The organism is Rhizobium sp. WSM4643 (assembly GCF_025152745.1).
Classification (GTDB): domain Bacteria; phylum Pseudomonadota; class Alphaproteobacteria; order Rhizobiales; family Rhizobiaceae; genus Rhizobium; species Rhizobium leguminosarum_I.
Genome location: NZ_CP104040.1, coordinates 2,347,117 through 2,365,419 on the forward strand (window position 1 = coordinate 2,347,117; position 18,303 = coordinate 2,365,419).

Below are 18,303 nucleotides of genomic sequence, written 5' to 3' on the forward strand. Positions count from 1 at the left end.
TAGATCGACAATATCAATTTGCTATTGTAATCCGTTTTGGAGAATATTTTTCCGGTTCAACGGCATGGAGGCCCTCTCCATGCCGCCTCGCGGAAATCTTGGCACCGGGCGGAAAATCAGTTCGCCTTGGGACGCCAGACAATATCGCCGGTTGCGAGCTTCTTCGGCAGGATGCCGAGCCCATGGAATTCGTCTGCGAATGCCTGCTGATGGGCGGCGGCGGCATCGGTGATGGTCGAGACGCTGCCGAGATCGGCGCCCTTACGCGTCAATGTCACGCGCGTCACGTCGGCCGGCACGCCGGTAATTTCGGAAAGCTCCTCGACCGTTTCGTCGGGATTGCTCTGTGCCGACTTCCCGACCTTGGCAAGCTCATCGATCACGTCGACGACCACTTGCCCGTTGGCATCGGTGAAATCGCGATTGGCAAGGAAGAAGCTATAGGAATCGACAATTCCTTCAGCGGTCGTCAGGATACGTGTCTCCGGATCAGCTTCGGCAATCGCCAGATAAGGATCCCAGATCGACCAGGCGTCGATGCTGCCATTCTTGAACGCAGCGGCGACATCCGGCGGCGAAAGATCGAGCTGCTCGACATCTTGGGCTTCAGGCCTGCCTTGCGCAAAACCTTCACGGTTACATTATGCGCGCTGGAGCCGCGCTTGAAAGCGACCTTTTTACCCTTGAGGTCTTCAAGCGTCTTGATGGACGAATCCTTGGGCACGAGCATAGCCGAGGCTGCCGGGCTGCCCTTGTAGAGACCGACATAATGGAACTGCCCGCCCGCCGCTTGCGCAAAGAGCGGCGGCTGCGACCATCTGCTGCAATGGAATAAGCATCGCCTGCATTCCGTTGCGGCCTTTGCGCCGCGGCTTGATCGTCGGAATTTCGCTCATGTCACCCCGGAACATAATGCCTTCCCTCCAATCTAGGGCTCGGGCCGAACGGTAGCCAGCCTCATATGCGTCAATCGCAAGGAAGTCCGTCTTCACGGGCTTTTCTGCTCCCGCCGTTTCGGTTAATCCTCGGGCCTGCAGTTGAGGAAAAGGATAGGACATATGGCAAAAGTCGCGTTCATCGGTCTCGGCGTCATGGGTTTCCCCATGGCGGGGCATTTGAAGACGAAAGGCGGCCACGATGTCACCGTCTATAACCGCACGCCGGCAAAAGCCGCCGCCTGGGCCGAGAAATTCTCCGGCAAATCGGCCCCTACTCCGGCCGAGGCCGCCGCTGGCGCCGATTTCGTCTTCGTCTGCGTCGGCAACGATGAAGATCTCCGATCGGTGACATTGGGCGAGAACGGCGCGTTACACGGCATGAAGCCCGGTTCGGTGCTGGTCGACAACACCACCGCCAGCGCTGAAGTCGCCCGCGAACTTTATGCCGCGGCAAAGGAAAAAGGTGTCGATTTCATCGACGCACCCGTCTCCGGCGGCCAGGCCGGCGCTGAAAACGGCGTCCTGACCGTCATGTGCGGCGGCGACGAGGCCGTCTTCGAACGCGCCAGGCCTGTCATCGAAGCCTATGCCCGCATGGTCGGTCTGATGGGGCCGGCAGGCTCGGGCCAGTTGACCAAGATGGTCAACCAGATCTGCATCGCCGGCCTCGTCCAGGGACTTGCCGAAGCGCTGCATTTCGGCAAGCGCGCCGGCCTCGATATAGAAAAGGTGGTCGAGGTGATCTCCAAGGGTGCAGCCGGCTCCTGGCAGATGGAAAACCGCCACAAGACCATGAACGCAGGCAAATACGACTTCGGCTTCGCGGTCGACTGGATGCGCAAGGATCTCGGCATCGTGCTCACCGAAGCCCGCCGCAACGGCGCCAAACTGCCGGTCACCGCCGTCGTCGACCAGTTCTATGGCGACGTGCAGGCAATGGGCGGCAATCGCTGGGATACATCCTCGCTGCTTGCCCGCCTGGAGAAATGATCGGCCCCTCCTCCGATGCGGCCGAATTGATCGCGCATCTCGAAACGCTGCGCTCGGAGGAGAATGTTGCCGGCATGGCGCGCTTCGGCATCGTCACCGATCGCGCCCTCGGTATCTCCAATCCCGATATCAGGGCGGTCGCCAGTCAGGCGAGGAAGGATCACGTCAGGGCAATGCAGCTCTGGAGAAGCGATATTCGCGAAGCCCGCCTGCTCGCCCTCTACACAGCCGAGCCGAAGCGGTTGACGACGGAAGAAGCCCAAAATTGGGCCGATGATTTCAACTCTGGGAGATCGTCGATTGCGCCGCCGATCTCTTCGTCGAGGCCCGGTTGGACGAACTCATCTGGGAATTCGCTGCCGACGAGCGCGAATTCGTCCGACGCGCAGCCTTCGCCATGATTGCCGGCGGTGCCGTCCACCGGAAAAAGGACCCCGACGCCACCATTCTTGCCTGGCTGCCGCTGATCAAGGCTCATTCCGGCGACCCCCGAAACTTCGTGCGCAAAGCGGTGAATTGGGCGCTACGCAATGTCGGCAAGCGCAATCTGGCCTGCCATGCGCCGGCGCTGGCACTCGCAAGGGCCCTGACGGAAAGCCCCGATAGAACCGCCCGCTGGATCGGCAAGGATGCCGTCAGGGAGCTGTCTGGCGAAAAGCTGCTGGCGCGCTTGAGATAAGGCGGATGTCGGCGCCCAAAGCATGTCGCGCAAAACTTTGCAGCCGTTGCGACAACAAAATGCGGAAAATAAAGCCCCAAAGCGCGCAAGGAGCGACTCTGAAAGATTGCGACGCGCTTCAGGCTGAAGCCGCTCGCCTCTTCGTCAATGCTGTCTGGATTTTTCGACCAGGAAATCGATCAGCACCCGCACCGCCGGCGGCATGCCCTTGGCAGTCGTAAAAACGATGTAGAACTGGCTCTCCTCCGACTGCCATTCCGGCAGCACCCGCACCAGCTTGCCAGCCTGGAGATCGGCCTCGCAGGCGCTTTCGAGCAGAAGCCCGAAGCCGAGACCGGCCCGGGCCGCGTCGAGGATGGCGGTCATGCTGCGGCAGGTGAGCCGCGGCTGATGACGAATTACCTGTTTGGCGTCATTCGGACCGACCAGTTCCCAGGTGTGGAACGACACCCATGACGTCATTGCCAGCGTCGGAAGGTCGGCGAGCTCGTCAACGCAATTCAAACTGCCGGTACGCTCGACGAGCGAGGGACTTGCGACCAGGATACGTCGCGCCCGGTCGAGCTTGCGCATCGTCAGGCTCGTCTGCGTCTCCGGCTCGTTGGTCGCCCTCACCTCGAGATCGATCCGCTCGTTGATGAGGTCGGCGCGCCGGTCGGAGCCGATGATCTGCAGCTTGATCTTCGGGTAACGTTCCAGGAATTCAGGCAGGATGCCCCCGACCGAGATGTCGACGAGAGCGAGCGGGCACCCCATCCGCACCACGCCTTGCGGATCGGATTGGGCCTCGGTGACGATCGACTTGGCGCGGTCGGCCTCCTGCAGGATGGTCTGGCATCTTTCGTAAAAAGCTTGGCCGATCTCTGTCACCCGGAAGTGACGCGTCGAGCGTTCTATAAGCCTTGCGCCAAGCCCATCCTCGAGACGGCTGACCCGCCTGCTGAGTTTCGAACGTGGTATTTTGAGATCGCGACTTGCAGAAGCGAAACCGCCGCTGGAGACGACAGCGGCGAAATAATAGTAATCGTTGAGATCGTCCATAAGAACAAGCTATCCGAGAGTAAGAATGAATGCCAGCCCCCAGCAAGGGTTGTATCCTCTCCGCCAAAAAGCTGTAATCACATTGTCGGCATTGGACTTTCTTGTCACGGCCCGTTGCCGCAAAGCCAGCCAACCCAGACGAAGACGGCCGTCCGCACGGCAATATCTCGGCCGATCCAGCTCGCTTGAAAAATCGAAAACGGGGATGCCTCAATAAACGAGGCTAACAAAATGCCGATGCGATAAGCAACGTAGCTTTCGGCTCACCTGAAAGACAATCCTGAAAGACTGGGCGTCAAAAACGCTGCAAGGACGGTCCGGCAGGGAAGACCGGACCCGTCCCCGTAGCTGATCGGAGGTCACTCGGATCAGAAACTGATTTAACTGCTCCCGGTCCGAGGACCGGGAGCATATCCACCAAGTGGATTAGAACGAACGCTGCAGACGGAAGTAGCCCGTCGTGGAGTCGTCACCATCATCCGGATCGAGGTACTGAACCGAAGCCTTGGCGTAGAAGTTGTCGACGATCTGGTAATCAACCGTCAGACCGACCTTCCAGGCATCGCCGAGACCGTCGAAGTCATCCGGAACGACCTTGGAGCCGCCGAAGTAGTTGCCGTAGTACTGAACGGCCGGCGTGATCTTCAGCTTGTCGGTTGCCTTGATTGCGTATTCGGCAGCAACAGCCCATTCAGCCGAGGAGTAGTAGGAGTTCGGGCCGGAAGAGTATACGCCGGCGAGGCCGAGCGTGCCGGGGCCGATGTCAACCGTACCCATTGCGCGGATTGCGCCATCTTCGTTGTCGAAGTCCCAGCCGCCAGTGACCTGGTAGCTGAATGCGCCGGCAGTGCCGCCAACGCCGAAGGCAACGCCAACGTTGTTAGCTTCTTCGCCGGCTTTGTAAACGCCGTCTTCCAGTTCGTCGACGCTGAGGCCGGCGTAGAAGGTGCCGCTTTCGTACTGGTAACGCATCGAGTTGTGCAGCGTTACGACCGAGCCGATGTCGTCGGTTTCGCCAGAGAGACCATCGTCCCACCAGCTGTAGAACAGACCGGCGCGGAAGCCCGCGACGTCGAGGTAAGCGGAGTCGAGGATGGCGTCCTGATCGGTGGCATTGTCAGCATTGAACTGCATGACGATGACGCCGGTCAGCGGACCATACTCGGTGTCGCTCTTGGCCGTGAACTGAACCTGACCGCGGGTGACGGCATCCCAGTCCGAATCGCCGCCGACATCTTCGCCGACGTTAACCTGGAAACGGATGTAGCCTTCGATCTTGAGGCAGGTTTCGGTGCCCGGGATGTAGAAGTAGCCGGTACCGTAAGCGTCGCAGACGCGAACATATTCAACCGGTTCCGGCTCAGCAGCAACGATAGCGTCAGCTGCAAGAACCGGCGTCGATGCAGCAAATGCTGCTGCTGATGCAAGCAAAACCATTCTGATGTTCATTTACCAATCCATTCCTTTGTCGATCGGGGCTGGCTTCAGATCGGGTAGTCGATTTGAAGCCGGCCCAGTTTGAACAGCCATCTCGGCGTGCGGATCGATCGAACCGCCAAACCGTCATCACATACAAGGCTCTATCAAGCAATTCTCGATGTACGCCAGATGGGTTCTCACGGGCTACTTTCCCCGGCAACGTGATTTTTATACAACAATTTCAAGTATTTAGACGAAAAACACGCCAAACGGCTCCGCGACGGAAATCTTCCATCGCAAGCCGCACACGCTATACCCCATTGTCAAATTCTCCACCGTCCGACCCCGTCGAACATACTGGTGAAGCGCATAAACTCTACCGCCGGCTAACAAGCACAAACAAGGTGGCGGTTTAGAACATGGTGTTCTGAATTCGATACCAATGAGACAAAATTATGACATATCGCCCACTGGTTTCATCGACCATAACCCCAGAATCCTTACCAGGCTATTCATTTTTCCAGGAATTTGGTTCGATTTGAGCGTTTTTTCGCTATTTTTGAGGCTTTTTTTCAGTCGAGGGACCGCACATGCCTAAGCTCGGCCATGCCAACTGGCATTCCCACGTGCGGCTTGGATGTCACAAGTCGCCTCTAACGGGCATATCCGAGGTCGCAGACTCACGCCTGGCATGAGGCCGCGCTGGACTTTGCAGTGTCGCGTGCGGTCACGGCCGCACGCTTGGCCTCAATCCTCGTTGGATTTGGCATTATCGAGAATCATGTAGTCGAGCGGCAACTGCGTCGAATACTTGATCTGCTCCATCGCAAAGGCGGAGGAAACGTCGCGAATCTCGATCTTGGCGATCATCCGCTTATAAAAGGCGTCATAGGCGGCAATATCGGGCACGACGACTCGCAAGAGATAATCGACATCGCCACTCATCCGGTAGAATTCGACCACTTCGGGGAATTCGGCGACCACCTCGGAAAAGCGGCGCAGCCATTCGATCGAATGGGTGGCAGTGCGAATCGACACGAAGACGGTGACCTTGGTATTGACCTTTTCCGGATCGAGGATGGCGACTCGGCGCTTGATGACGCCGTCTTCTTCCATCTTCTGGATGCGCCGCCAGCATGGCGTCGTCGAGAGACCCACTTTCTTGGCAAGATCGGCAACGGCAAGCGTCGAATCTTCTTGCAGAAGACGCAGTATTTTTCGGTCGAGGCGGTCCATGCGCACAACAGTCCTTTCGAATTATTTTCTTTGTATAACTCGATTCCGCGCAACTAAAAGAATTTTGTTTCAGGAAAGCAGCGTTTTCGCCCGTTCCTGCAAGACCGGGAGCAATTCTTTCTCGAACCAGGGATTGCGCTTCAGCCAGCCGCTGTTGCGCCAGCTCGGATGCGGCAGCGGCAGCACGGCCGGCGATCGGTCGGACAGAAGACAGTCACGCCATGCTCGCACCGTCTCGGTCATATTGTCCCGCCTTTCACCGGCCATATGCCAGGCCTGCGCATATTGGCCGATGACCAGCACCAGTTCGATTTGCGGCATGGCTGAGATCACTCTTTGCCGCCAGAACGGCGCGCATTCGCGCCGCGGCGGCAGATCGGCGCCCTTGTCGTCATAGCCAGGAAAGCAGAAGCCCATGGGCACGATGGCGAATCGCCCGCGGTCGTAGAAGCTTGCCCTGTCAACACCAAGCCATGACCGCAACCGGTCGCCCGAGGCATCGTCGAATGGCAGGCCGCTCTCATGCACCCGAAGCCCCGGCGCCTGCCCGGCGATCAGGATGCGCGCGCTCGACGAGATCACCGCCACCGGCCGCGGCTCGTGCGGCAGCCGGTGTTCGGGGCCTTTCGCCGGTGCGTCACGACAGATCCGGCAGGAGGCGATCTCCCGCCGGAGCGTCTCCAGCATGGCTTCGTCGGTCATGACTTTACTCCCATCCGACGATCCGCGCGATGAAGCGCAAGGCGCCGTCGAAACCAGACCTCTGGCGCGCATGATCGCGCACGTCGCGCGGCCGCTCGAAAGTTCCGGCCCAGAGGCCAGCCTTCCGAGCTCTCGCCTCGGCCTCCTCTTTGCCATAATCGCCATAGGAAATGGCCATGCCCTCGCGCACCATGGCGGCATTGATGTCGCCGCCTGCCCCGCTCCGGCAGATGACGAGCAGCCTGTCGTAGCGGTCACGCCGGCTGCCCTGACAGAGTGTTCCCGATGCCAGCACCATCTCCTGCAGCGCCGCGCGCGCCGCGCGCCCGCAGGCCCAGGCTTTCCCCGCCCGCTCGCAGCTTTGGTTGAGCTCCGGCGCATCGACGCCTTCGAGGCGCAGACGTTCGTCTCCCAATGTCAGACTGTCGCCGTCGGCAGCATGAAAGGCGCCGGTATGCTCGATTTTTGCTGCATCGTTGAGCTTGGCGGCAATCAGCGCCACGAGCGCCAGCAGAGCAAAAGCGGTCACGCCGTCGCGAATCAGGCGCAGGCCCCTTGTCACGCTTTCGCCTCCTTAAAAAACAAATCCTTGGCAAAGATGGCAAACATCTTCTTAAGAATTGTCGGTTAAGCTCTTATCCACCCTGGGATGAAGTTTCAACGTGCACATGAGTACCGGCGTAAGCACATCGACCGACAAGATCATCGTCGACAGGTCGCGCAGCCACCGCAACAAGGCCGTTTCCAAGGCCGTGCGGCAGACGCGCGAACGTCTTCAGTCCGGCCACGCGTCCAATTCCTCCTTCGATCTTGACGTGCTCAAGATGTATGTGGCGTCGGTGCTGCAGAGCGCGACGATCATGCCGCTCTTCGTCGTCATCATCACCGCGCTTGGCGTCTATTTCACCCAGAACACGCAATTGCTCTTCTGGGCGCTGCTGACGCTCACCTGTCACGCTGGCAATATCCTGCTCGCAAGGCGCGCGCGCCGGCAGGAGATTACCTCCGACAGCGCCCGCAAATGGCGCCGGCTGCTGCTCTCCGGCCAGTTCCTCCTCGGCTGCTGCTGGGCCGTCTTTGCGCTGCAGGGCTGCGACACCTGCGAGCCGTCGAGCTTCATTCTTTATAAGGGCGCGACGTTGCTGATTGCGCTCTCCGTCACGGCGATGTCGAACTTCATGCTGACGCCGGCCGTGCTCGCTGCCTTTTCACCTGCGGTCCTGGCACTCGCCGCCAAGAGCGGCCTGTCACGCGACCTCCTCGAGATCAGCCTGACCGGGGCCTTCACCACCACCCTTGTCTTCTTCAATTATATCAGCGATCGGCTCTTCAAGTCGAACCTCAGGATTCTCTCCTATCAGTCGGAGAAGGACGACCTGATCGCCGAGCTGGAAGTGGCGAAATCGATGTCGGACGAGGCTCGCCGCCGCGCCGAGGAGGCAAACCTCGCCAAGTCGCGCTTCCTTGCCTCCATGTCGCACGAGCTCAGGACCCCACTCAACGCCATCCTCGGCTTTTCCGAGGTGATGTCGGCCGAAGTCATGGGACCGCTCGCCAATCCGACCTACAAGGAATATGCCGGCGATATCCACCGTTCCGGCCAGCACTTGCTCGATCTCATCAACGAGATCCTCGACCTGTCGCGCATCGAGGCTGGCAAATACGAACTGAGCGAGGAGGCGATTTCGCTGCTCGATATCACCGAAGATTGCATCGGCATGGTCCAGCTGCGCGCCCGCGCCAAGAACATTGCCATTTCGGACCAGTTCGAGCGGCAGCTGCCGGCCATCTGGGCGGATGAGAAGTCGATGCGCCAGGTGGTTCTCAACCTACTCTCCAATGCCGTCAAGTTCACGCCGCAGGGCGGCGAGATCCACGTCAAGGTCGGCTGGACAGCTGGCGGCGGACAGTACATCTCGATCAAGGACAACGGCCCCGGTATTCCGGAAGAAGAGATTCCCGTCGTCCTGTCGGCCTTTGGCCAGGGCTCGATCGCCATCAAGAGCGCCGAACAGGGTACAGGCCTCGGCCTGCCGATCGTCCAGGCGATCCTTGCCAAACATGACGGACAGTTCCTGCTGAAATCGAAGCTGCGCGAGGGCACCGAAGTCATCGCCATCCTGCCCGCCAAGCGCGTGCTCCAGAGCCTGCCCGCCGTCGAGGAGGCTCAGGCCATCGCGCGCAAACGCAAAAGTTTTGCCTGATTCAGCTAAAGCATGATGCCGAAAAGCGTGAGCGGTTTTCGGGCAACGTCATGATCCAATTTTTAGACCTGGATCCGGATGACTTCAGGCCGATCCAGTGTGAAATCATCAGGATCCGAAGAACAGGTGCTTGCCGAGGACGAAGCCGAGATAGAGGCTGCAGGCGGCGATCATGCAGGTCACCGCGAAGGAGCCGAGATCCTTGGCATGTTTGCCGACGATTGAAATCTCCGGCGAAATCCGGTCGATCACCTCTTCAACGGCGGTATTCATCGCCTCCATCGAAAAGAGCCCGAGAAACAGAAGCACCGCGACGACGATCTCGCCCGCAGTCGCTCCCACCAGCGCCAGCGCCGCGATCGAAACGACGAAGAAACCGAGTTCCTGGCGGAAGGCCGCCTCTTTCAGCACCCGCAAGAAGCCCGCCCAAGAGTAGCTGGCGGCGGCGATGAAATGCCGAAGTCCGCTCTCTTTCGTCACCGCAGGCTTCGTCAAGATGCCCTCTCCTCTTCCCGTTGCATCGCCGACCGGGAGAGGCTTTGCCGTCTCCTCTTTGATGAGCGAATACGCAAATACCGAATCCACTTGAGACGCGCAAGCGAACGCGTGCGGACCGGCGCCCACCGCGGCCTTAATGCTTATTCGACACACCGGCCTGGGCGAAGGTCGCCATGCCGGAATGACAGGCCGCAGCCGCCTTGACGATACCGGCGGCAAGCGCCGCACCGGTGCCTTCGCCGAGCCGCATGCCGAGCGCTAGAAGCGGCGTCTTGCCGAGCATCTCGATCGAGCGCAAATGTCCGGGCTCGCTGGAGACATGGCCGATCAGGCAGTGATCGAGCGCGGATGGATTGGCGGCTTTCAGGATCGCCGCCGCTGCGGTCGCGACATAACCGTCGATCAGCACCGGGATGCGCTCCATGCGGGCGGCAAGAATGGCGCCGGCCATCGCCGCGATCTCGCGGCCGCCGAGCCGGCGCATGATCTCGAGCGGATCGTCGAGATGGTCACCATGCAGTGCAACTGCCTTTTCCACCGCCGCGATCTTGCGCTCCAGCATCTCGCCTTCCGAACCGGTGCCGGGTCCCACCCAGTCGCGCGCCGAACCGCCGTAGAGCGCATAGTTGATCGCCGCCGCAATCGTCGTATTGCCGATGCCCATCTCGCCGATGCAAAGCAGGTCGGTGCCGCCGGCGATCGCCTCCATGCCGAAGGCCATGGTCGCGGCGCAATCGCGCTCGGAAAGCGCTGCCTCTTCGGTAATGTCGCCGGTGGGATAATCGAGCGCCAGGTCGAAGACTTTCAGCCCGAGATCATAGGCAACACAGATCTGGTTGATCGCAGCACCGCCGGCCGCGAAGTTCTCGACCATCTGTTGCGTCACCGTCGGCGGAAAGGGCGTGATGCCCTGTTTGGTGACACCGTGATTGCCGGCAAAGATCGCCACCAGCGGCCGATTGACGGCGGGTGTGCGGCCCGTCCAGGCTGCAAGCCAGAAGGCGATCTCCTCGAGCCGTCCGAGCGCGCCCGGCGGCTTGGTCAGTTGCGCGTCGCGTTCGCGGGCAGCCACCAGCGCGCGGGCATCCGGCCCCGGCAGGTCGCGGAGCAAGGTACGGAAATCGTCGAACGGCAGGCCTGAAACGCTCATTTGTGCGGTTTTCCTATGAATCCGGGTATTCTTGTTTTTTCCACGCAAATCAGCTTCCTTGCGGGTGGCAACTCTCTTAAAGCGGGCGGACGAGGCGAACAACTCCAAAAGCGCCGCCGCGACCATAAGCCGAGGCCTCCGGCCGGAACGAAGTAGAATGAAGATCAAGGATCATGCGGTCGATACCGCCCGCGCCGTCGCCTTCCTCAGCCGCATTCCCCTGCCGCAATCGCTGTTCAAAAGCTATGACGGCAGACTTGGCCGGCTGGTGCGCGCCTTTCCCCTCGCAGGCATCGTCATCGGCTTCGTCCCCGCACTCGCCCTCCTCCTGCTTTTGGGGCTGCGCGCCGATCCGCTGATGGCGGCCCTGATCGCGCTTTCCGTTCAGGTCATCGTGACCGGGGCGCTGCACGAGGACGGCCTGGCCGATGCGGCCGATGGCATTGGCGGCGGCAAGAGCCGCGAGCAGAGCCTCCTCATCATGAAGGACAGCCGGATCGGCACCTATGGCGCGATAGCGCTGATCCTCTCCTTCGCGATCCGCGCAGCCGCGCTTGCCGCTATCGCCGGCCATTCCTCGCCGCTCGCTGCCGCCCTTGCCATTCCCGCCGTTGCGGCACTCAGTCGCGGCGCCATCGCCTGGCACTGGCAACGGCTGCCGCCGGCAAAGGCCGATGGCGTAGCCGCTTCGACCGGCCAGCCGGACGAGGCGGCGATGCAGTTTGCGCTCGCCTCGGCCGGCCTCGTCGCAACGCTTCTGATCTGGCCGGCTTTCGGCCTGCGGCCGCTCATCGCAAGCCTGCTCGCCACCGGCATCGCAGGTCTTGCCTTCACCGCTTTCATCCGCCGCAAGCTTGCCGGCCACACCGGCGATACGCTGGGCGCGACGCAGCAGATTTGCGAGATCGCCACTCTTTGCGCCCTTGCCACGGCTCTTTGAAACTCCGATATATCCTTCATGCAAACACCCTGCATTCACCTCTGCTCTCTCGTTTCAGCCACCGGATTTTGCGCCGGATGCGGCCGGACTCTTGAGGAAATCGGCAGCTGGACGAGCTACTCCGACACCGAGCGAAGACGGATCATGGCACTGCTGCCGCCAAGGCTCGCAAGCGCCGCCACGGTGTCGAACCATATGAAATCAAGCCTCGTCGCCGGGCCGGAGCGGCCTTTATGATTCGTTTGACCGTCTTCCTCGTCGTAATCGGCATCGGCCTTGCCGTGCTGATCGTCAACAATGACAACAGCCGCATCCTCGGCCTGCAGAGTGATGACTTCGGCCGTGTCGTCTACCTGCTGCCGATCGCGCTGATGCTATCGGCCGGCATCTGGGCGAGCCGGCGCAGCGTCGGCGAAACGATGCGCCAGATGATGATCTGGCTGGTCATCATCCTGGCGCTCGTGACCGTCTATCTCTATCGCCAGGAAGCACTGGGCGTCGGCAACAGGCTGCTCGCCGGCCTCGTTCCCGGCCGTGCCGTTGTCGTCACGACAAGCGAGGGCGGCCAGGAAATCATTCTGCACAAGCTGCTGAACGGCCATTTCGAAGCCGATGTCGTGGTCAATGGCCAGACGATCGAGATGCTCGTCGATACCGGCGCCAGCATGGTGGCGCTGTCGCGCGAAGATGCCGAAAGGATCGGCATCGACCTCTCCCGCCTCACCTATTCCATGACTGTCATGACCGCCAACGGCCGCGGCCGCGCAGCACCCGTCACCCTCGACCAGGTGGCGATCGGCCCGATCATCCGCAACAATGTCGCAGCCAGCGTCTCCGAGGATGGCCGGCTCGACCAGAGCCTGCTCGGCATGAGCTTCCTGGAAACGCTGGGCTCGCTGCAGATGCGGACCGACGAACTCCGCATGCGCGATTAATTCGGCTCCGCCGCTTTACGGCGACGACCGGGATCTGGCAGCTTGAGCCCAAGAACAACAGACCACAAAGAGCAAAAAGAAACTCCTGCCGCATAATTCCTTAAATCGGAATCGATTTACGGAATTATGCAACAATTCAAAGTGCTACAGCGTCCTTTGCGCGTCTGAAAAGACGCGCGGCGCTGTAGTCTGGTGGCACCGCATGTTCGACCGGCCTTCGCGCGAGGCGAGGCCTTCGACCCATGGGTGCGACAGGAGTTTCGCAATGAATTCACTCTGGCCGATCATCATCGGCGGCTTCTGCGAGAGACTTTGCTGCGGGGCTAGGCAAATAGATGGATGCGATTGCGAGGCATCCAAGCACACTGCTGCCGACCATCAGATTGCCCCATGACCGATAACGTCTTGCTGAGCAATCTTTCATATTGAAATTGCCGCACTTCCTGAGGGCCGGATCAGTTCCGCAGCCGGTAACCTGTCTTGAAGATCCAGGCGAGTGTTCCCAGGCAAATCACCAGAAACATCGTGATCATCGCCAGGCTGATCGCCGGATTGACATCGGCGATCCCGTAAAAACTCCAGCGGAAGCCGCTGACGAGATAGAGCACCGGGTTGAGGTGGCTGACCGCCTGCCAGAACGGCGGCAGCATGCTGACGGAATAGAAGCTGCCGCCGAGGAAGGTCAGCGGCGGCACGACCAGCATGGGAATGAGGTTCAGCTGTTCGAAATTACCGGCCCAGATGCCGATCATGAAGCCGAACAGGCTGAAGGTGATCGCCGTTAACAGGAAAAATAGGATCATCATGAAGGGATGCTCGATCCTGACATCAACGAAGAGATTGGCAGTCAGGAGGATGATGAAGCCGATGATCATGCCCTTGGTCGCCGCCGCCCCGACATAACCGAGCAGGATCTCAGTCATCGCCACCGGGGCCGAAAGCACCTCGTAGATCGTGCCGGTGAATTTCGGGAAATAGATGCCGAAGGAGCCGTTGCTGATGCACTGGCCGAGCAGCGTCAGCATGATCAAGCCGGGCGTGATAAAGGCGCCGTAGGACACGCCCTCCACCTCCTGAATACGTGATCCCACAGCGGCACCGAAGACGATGAAATAGAGCGAAGTTGAGATCACGGGCGAGATGACGCTCTGCAGAAGCGTGCGGCGCGTGCGCGCCATCTCGAAGAAATAGATGGATTTGACGGCCTCAACGTTCATTTGCTCGCTCCCACCAGCGCCACGAAGATGTCCTCAAGCGAGCTTTGCCGCGTCGAGAGATCCTTGAAATGGATATTGTTCTCGCCGAGCCGGGTCAGCAGAGCCGCAATGCTTTCCTGCTCGTCGTCAGTGTCGAAATCATAGGTCAGGCGGTTGCCGTCTGCCTCCAGCGTCAGTCCATTGCCGGCAAAACAATCCGGCAGTCGGTCGAGCGGTTCTGTGAGATCGAGGATGAGCTGCTTGCGGCCGAGCTTGGCCATCAACGCCGCCTTCTCTTCCACGAGCAGCAATTCGCCGCCATTGATGACGCCGACGCGGTCAGCGATTTCCTCGGCCTCTTCGATATAATGGGTGGTCAGGATGATGGTGACGCCGGAGGCCCGAAGCTCTTCGACGACATGCCACATGTCCTTGCGCAGCGTCACGTCGACGCCGGCGGTCGGCTCGTCGAGGAAAAGAATATCCGGCTCATGGGATAGCGCCTTGGCGATCAGCACCCGCCGCTTCATGCCGCCTGAGAGCTGGCGCAGCATATTGTCCTTCTTGTCCCAGAGCGAGAGCGCGCGCAGCACCTTCTCGATATGGGCAGGATTGGCTTTCTTGCCGTGCAGACCGCGCGAAAAGCTCACCGTATTGAACACCGTTTCGAACTGATCGGTCGTCAGCTCCTGCGGCACCAGCCCGATCATCCCGCGGGTGGTGCGGAAATCCTTCACGACGTCGGAGCCGGCGACCAGTACCCGGCCGCCGCTCGGATTGGCGATGCCGCAAATGATCGAGATCAGCGTCGTCTTGCCGGCACCGTTCGGCCCGAGCAGCGCCAGAATCTCACCCTTTTCGACGTCGAGGTTGATGCCCTTCAGGGCCTCGAACCCATTGGCATAGGTCTTGGTGAGGTTCTGAACGGAAATGATGGGGGTCATACAGGACTCTTGTGGATTCTCGGAGGTTACTTCGGCCCGCTATATAGTCCCTTTGTAACGCTTTAACATCCTTAAGCCTATGAACACTGCATTCGCGCGCTGCCAACACAGTTGGCCCGCCGAAGCGGTTGGCCGGCGAAAGAAAGGCAGCGACCGGCTTCAGATGTCATCATCCGGTGATCTTCGTGCCCGATAAGAGAGCCGAGGTCAGCACCGGCATCCGCCCCGCCGCCCACCCCTTTGCGGAGCCGTCTCCGGGTGTTCTCGTTGCGCCCCATTTTTGCTGCCTCGGCATGTAGTGAGAGTTATTGTTCAGTCACGAAGTGCTTGGAACCGGCCAGTATCCCCTGTTCAGCCGCGTTCGTCTTAGCCGGCCTTGCGCCGGCTTTCTTTTTTTGTTCAGCACCTCGTTCTTTCCGTGGTCCACCGCGGGTGAATGCAACAGGGGGCGCGCCTCACAGCTCGTCGTAATTGAACCAGTCAAAATCCGCGATCTTCGCCCGGCCTGACGTATCGAAGGCAAACACGCCGGCGAAAGCGCCGGTGAAGGAGCCATGTTCGCCGCGTCCGCCCTCGTCTGAGATCACACCGGCGTCGAGGACCGGACCGATCGGCTGCCAAGCGCCCTTGCCTTCGGTCTGCCAGAAGAATTGCAGGTCGTTCTCGCGGATTTCCATGGCGAGCTGGACACGGCCCTCGGCGGCAATCGCCACGCCGCTTTCGGCGGGAAAGCTCAGGCGTCCGTTCGGGTAGTCGCCGTTGCAGGAGAGGATCGTCACACAGCGACCGAGTGTTTCGTGCAGCGTCACGGCGACGGCGTGGAATTTGTGACGGTTGTAGTAATGCGTCAGCCCCGCCACCTGCTGGTAGGTGTCGGGCGAGAATTCGATCACGGTCTCGGCACGGAAACTGTGATGCTCTTGGCGGCGGGCAACCAGCGACTGTTCGAACCAGGAGCCGATGCTTTCGCGCGCAATCAGGCGCAGATGGCCGGGACGATCCGTCAGGTTGAAGATGCGCGCGGGCTCTGGCGTCCGCAGCCATTGGAAATCGGCGGGCAGCGTGCCGCCATCGAAGCTGTATTCGCTGCGCATCGGCTTTTCCACCGGCACCGCGCCAAAGAGGCCCGGCACATCGACATCGGGCACTGAGGTGCCGTTTTCAAGATAGAGCCAGTCATCGTCGCGCCAGACGCATTTCTGTAAGGACGTCTCGCGCCCCAGCGTACAGCGCCGTTTCGGTGGCAACGGCCGGCCGCAAAGATGGGTGTGATAGGCCTCCCCCTCCGGCGTCTCGACATATTGGCCATGCCCTGCTCGCTGCAGCACTGCGCCCGGATGATCCTTGGAGGTGATGAGATGCATGTTCGGATGCATCTCATAGGGCCCGTCGATATCACGCGACCGCGCCATGGTGACGGCGTGGTCGTAGCCGGTGCCGCCCTCGGCGGTGGTCAGGTAATACCAACCGTTGCGCTTGAAGAGATGCGGTCCTTCGACGAGGCCGAGCGGGCTGCCGGCGAAGATGTTCTTGATCGGACCCTTCAGCGCCTTTGTCGCCGGATCCCATTCCTGCAGCAGGATGCCGTCAAAGGCCGGCGATTTCGGCGAGCCGCCATAGCTTTCGGTGCGGTGGTTCCACTGCATGTTGACGAACCATTTCCGGCCGTCATCGTCGTGGAAGAGCGAGGGATCGAAGCCGGAGGAATTGACATAGACCGGCTCGGACCAATCGGCCTCGATCGTAGGTGCCGTGACGATATAGTTCGGCGCATCCTTGAAGTTGCCGTCGTAGCGTTTGACGTCGGTATAGACCAGCCAGAACTGCCCGTCGGCATAGGACAGGCACGGCGCCCAGATGCCGCAGCTATCCGGATTGCCGCGCATGTCGAGCTGCGATCGCCGCTCCAGCGGCCGGCGCACCAGCGTCCAGTTCACCAGGTCGCGCGAATGGTGGATCTGCACGCCGGGATACCATTCGAAGGTCGAGGTGGCGATGTAATAATCCGCACCGACGCGGCAGATCGACGGATCGGGGTTGAACCCGGGCAGGATGGGGTTGCGGATCATGACAGGGTCTCCTCCGACCAGCGGTTCTTTTTGCTGTACGTACGTCAGATTATAGCAGAAAAAGGCCTGGAAGACTTGCCTCCGGGCCTGAGATGACTATTCGCGTTCGGCCGACTTGGCCCAGAGGTTAATGTCGGCCTCGCGGGCATAGACGTCGATCTCGGCAAGTTCCTCGACGCTGAAATCGAGGTTGTCGAGCGCCTTGACGCAATCGACGATCTGCGACGAGCGGCTGGCGCCGATCAGCGCCGAGGTCACGCGGCCGCCGCGCAGTACCCAGGCGATCGCCATCTGCGCCAGCGTCTGGCCGCGCCTTTCGGCGATCTCGTTGAGCTTGCGGATATTGTCGATGATCGAGGGGCGGATGTAGTCGCGCTTGAGAAAGTGGTTCTGCGCCGCGCGGCTGTCTTCGGGAATGCCGCCGAGATATTTCGTTGTCAGCATGCCCTGGGCAAGCGGCGAGAAGACGATCGAGCCCATACCGATCTCATCCAGCGTATCGAGCAGCCTGTCGTCCTCGACCCAGCGGTTGAGCATCGAATAGCTCGGCTGGTGGATCAGGCACGGCGTACCAAGCTCCTTGAGGATTGCGGCGGCTTCTCGCGAGCGCTGCGAATTGTAGGAGGAAATGCCGACATAGAGCGCTCGGCCGGAACGGACGATATGATCGAGCGCGCCGCAGGTTTCTTCCAGCGGCGTTTCCGGGTCGAAGCGGTGCGAATAGAAGATGTCGACATAATCGAGGCCCATCCGCTTCAGGCTCTGGTCGCAGGAGGCGATCAGATACTTACGGCTGCCCCATTCGCCGTAAGGGCCAGGCCACATGTCGTAGCCGGCCTTGGATGATATGATCAACTCGTCGCGAAGCCCGACGAATTCGGTGCGCAGGATTTCGCCGAAGGCAGTTTCGGCACTGCCGGGCGGCGGGCCGTAATTGTTGGCGAGGTCGAAATGGGTGATGCCGAGGTCGAAGGCCGTGCGGCACATGTCGATCTTGCGGTCATGCGGCGTGTCGCCGCCGAAATTGTGCCAGAGGCCGAGCGAGACGGCCGGCAGCTTCAGGCCGGAACGGCCCGTGCGGTTATATTTCATTTTCGAATAGCGGTCTGCGGCCGGTTGCCAGCTCATCTGAATGTCTCCTCAACTTATAAAAATTGCTTCTCTTTCGTATCCGCCTAGAGCGGCGGTCGAAAGCTAAAAACGTCGCCGCCCTCATGTCAGGCCAAGCGCGCCGGCACTATTGGATCAAGCGCATCCGTACGGCAAGCATATGGCGCGTGTTCTCGACGACTTCGCATACTGACATTGCCTGATGGCAGGCCCTGCCCTCAAACACCGTCATCCTCGGGCTTGTCCCGAGGA

Annotated in this window: 16 protein-coding genes and 2 pseudogenes; 6 read left to right on the forward strand and 12 right to left on the reverse strand. The window is 60.4% G+C overall.

Annotated elements, in window-relative coordinates:
* Positions 1–116 precede the first annotated feature (116 nt).
* Positions 117–808: pseudogene (locus tag N1937_RS11870) on the reverse strand (aliphatic sulfonate ABC transporter substrate-binding protein); the annotation flags it as partial.
* Between the two features lie 250 nt (positions 809–1,058).
* Between N1937_RS11870 and N1937_RS11875 the strand changes: the two are divergent.
* Both N1937_RS11875 and N1937_RS11880 read left to right on the forward strand, forming a co-directional pair.
* Positions 1,059–1,928 carry an NAD(P)-dependent oxidoreductase gene (locus tag N1937_RS11875; protein ID WP_017964622.1) on the forward strand — a complete coding sequence of 290 codons (870 nt, stop codon included), beginning with the start codon at positions 1,059–1,061 and terminating at the stop codon, positions 1,926–1,928.
* A pseudogene (locus tag N1937_RS11880) lies at positions 1,925–2,607 on the forward strand (DNA alkylation repair protein). The gene N1937_RS11875 and the pseudogene N1937_RS11880 overlap by 4 nt, the downstream one beginning before the upstream one ends.
* A 144-nt stretch (positions 2,608–2,751) precedes the next feature.
* Here the strand turns inward: N1937_RS11880 and N1937_RS11885 are convergent.
* The 5 genes from N1937_RS11885 to N1937_RS11905 all read right to left on the reverse strand — a co-directional run bounded on the left by N1937_RS11885 (position 2,752) and on the right by N1937_RS11905 (position 7,567).
* Positions 2,752–3,648 (reverse strand): LysR substrate-binding domain-containing protein, encoded by an 897-nt coding sequence (locus tag N1937_RS11885; protein ID WP_018067940.1) that lies wholly within the window; start codon positions 3,646–3,648, stop codon positions 2,752–2,754.
* Positions 3,649–4,074: 426 nt separating this feature from the next.
* Positions 4,075–5,097 (reverse strand): porin, encoded by a 1,023-nt coding sequence (locus N1937_RS11890; RefSeq protein ID WP_017964625.1) that lies wholly within the window; start codon positions 5,095–5,097, stop codon positions 4,075–4,077.
* 717 nt (positions 5,098–5,814) lie between these two features.
* Entirely contained in the window at positions 5,815–6,303 is a 489-nt protein-coding gene (locus N1937_RS11895) for an Lrp/AsnC family transcriptional regulator (RefSeq protein ID WP_003540387.1), read from the reverse strand.
* A 69-nt stretch (positions 6,304–6,372) separates the two neighbouring features.
* Entirely contained in the window at positions 6,373–7,005 is a 633-nt protein-coding gene (locus tag N1937_RS11900) for a uracil-DNA glycosylase family protein (protein WP_017964626.1), read from the reverse strand.
* 4 nt (positions 7,006–7,009) lie between these two features.
* Positions 7,010–7,567: a thermonuclease family protein gene (locus N1937_RS11905; RefSeq protein ID WP_170261101.1), complete on the reverse strand. Its 558-nt coding sequence runs from the start codon at positions 7,565–7,567 to the stop codon at positions 7,010–7,012.
* Between the two features lie 106 nt (positions 7,568–7,673).
* Here N1937_RS11905 and N1937_RS11910 point away from each other — a divergent pair, with 106 nt between their 5' ends.
* Positions 7,674–9,209: a sensor histidine kinase gene (locus tag N1937_RS11910; protein WP_162117700.1), complete on the forward strand. Its 1,536-nt coding sequence runs from the start codon at positions 7,674–7,676 to the stop codon at positions 9,207–9,209.
* A 108-nt stretch (positions 9,210–9,317) separates the two neighbouring features.
* Here the strand turns inward: N1937_RS11910 and N1937_RS11915 are convergent, their stop codons facing one another.
* A complete protein-coding gene (locus tag N1937_RS11915; RefSeq protein WP_026154182.1) occupies positions 9,318–9,704 on the reverse strand; it encodes a diacylglycerol kinase in 387 nt (128 codons plus the stop codon).
* Between the two features lie 136 nt (positions 9,705–9,840).
* Entirely contained in the window at positions 9,841–10,857 is a 1,017-nt protein-coding gene (gene cobT / locus N1937_RS11920; protein ID WP_017964630.1) for a nicotinate-nucleotide--dimethylbenzimidazole phosphoribosyltransferase, read from the reverse strand.
* 157 nt (positions 10,858–11,014) lie between these two features.
* Here cobT and N1937_RS11925 point away from each other — a divergent pair, with 157 nt between their 5' ends.
* Genes N1937_RS11925 through N1937_RS11935 form a run of 3 tightly spaced genes read left to right on the forward strand, consistent with a single transcriptional unit; the run spans position 11,015 to position 12,732 of the window.
* Positions 11,015–11,797 carry an adenosylcobinamide-GDP ribazoletransferase gene (locus N1937_RS11925; protein WP_162117699.1) on the forward strand — a complete coding sequence of 261 codons (783 nt, stop codon included), beginning with the start codon at positions 11,015–11,017 and terminating at the stop codon, positions 11,795–11,797.
* 18 nt (positions 11,798–11,815) lie between these two features.
* The gene (locus N1937_RS11930) at positions 11,816–12,034 is read left to right on the forward strand and encodes a DUF1289 domain-containing protein (RefSeq protein WP_170255707.1); all 219 of its coding nucleotides are present in this window, start codon (positions 11,816–11,818) and stop codon (positions 12,032–12,034) included.
* Positions 12,031–12,732 (forward strand): TIGR02281 family clan AA aspartic protease, encoded by a 702-nt coding sequence (locus N1937_RS11935; RefSeq protein WP_162117697.1) that lies wholly within the window; start codon positions 12,031–12,033, stop codon positions 12,730–12,732. Before N1937_RS11930 ends, N1937_RS11935 begins: the two co-directional genes overlap by 4 nt.
* Before the next feature lie 455 nt (positions 12,733–13,187).
* Here the strand turns inward: N1937_RS11935 and N1937_RS11940 are convergent, their stop codons facing one another.
* The 4 genes from N1937_RS11940 to mgrA all read right to left on the reverse strand — a co-directional run bounded on the left by N1937_RS11940 (position 13,188) and on the right by mgrA (position 18,069).
* Positions 13,188–13,949, reverse strand: a complete 762-nt coding sequence (locus N1937_RS11940) for an ABC transporter permease (RefSeq protein WP_017964635.1) — start codon at positions 13,947–13,949, stop codon at positions 13,188–13,190.
* Positions 13,946–14,872 carry an ABC transporter ATP-binding protein gene (locus N1937_RS11945; protein WP_162117695.1) on the reverse strand — a complete coding sequence of 309 codons (927 nt, stop codon included), beginning with the start codon at positions 14,870–14,872 and terminating at the stop codon, positions 13,946–13,948. Before N1937_RS11945 ends, N1937_RS11940 begins: the two co-directional genes overlap by 4 nt.
* Positions 14,873–15,327: 455 nt before the next feature.
* Complete coding sequence (locus N1937_RS11950; protein WP_017964637.1) at positions 15,328–16,941, reverse strand: glycoside hydrolase family 43 protein; 1,614 nt, start codon at positions 16,939–16,941, stop codon at positions 15,328–15,330.
* A 96-nt stretch (positions 16,942–17,037) separates the two neighbouring features.
* Entirely contained in the window at positions 17,038–18,069 is a 1,032-nt protein-coding gene (gene mgrA / locus N1937_RS11955) for an L-glyceraldehyde 3-phosphate reductase (RefSeq protein ID WP_170279286.1), read from the reverse strand.
* Between the last annotated feature and the right edge of the window lie 234 nt (positions 18,070–18,303).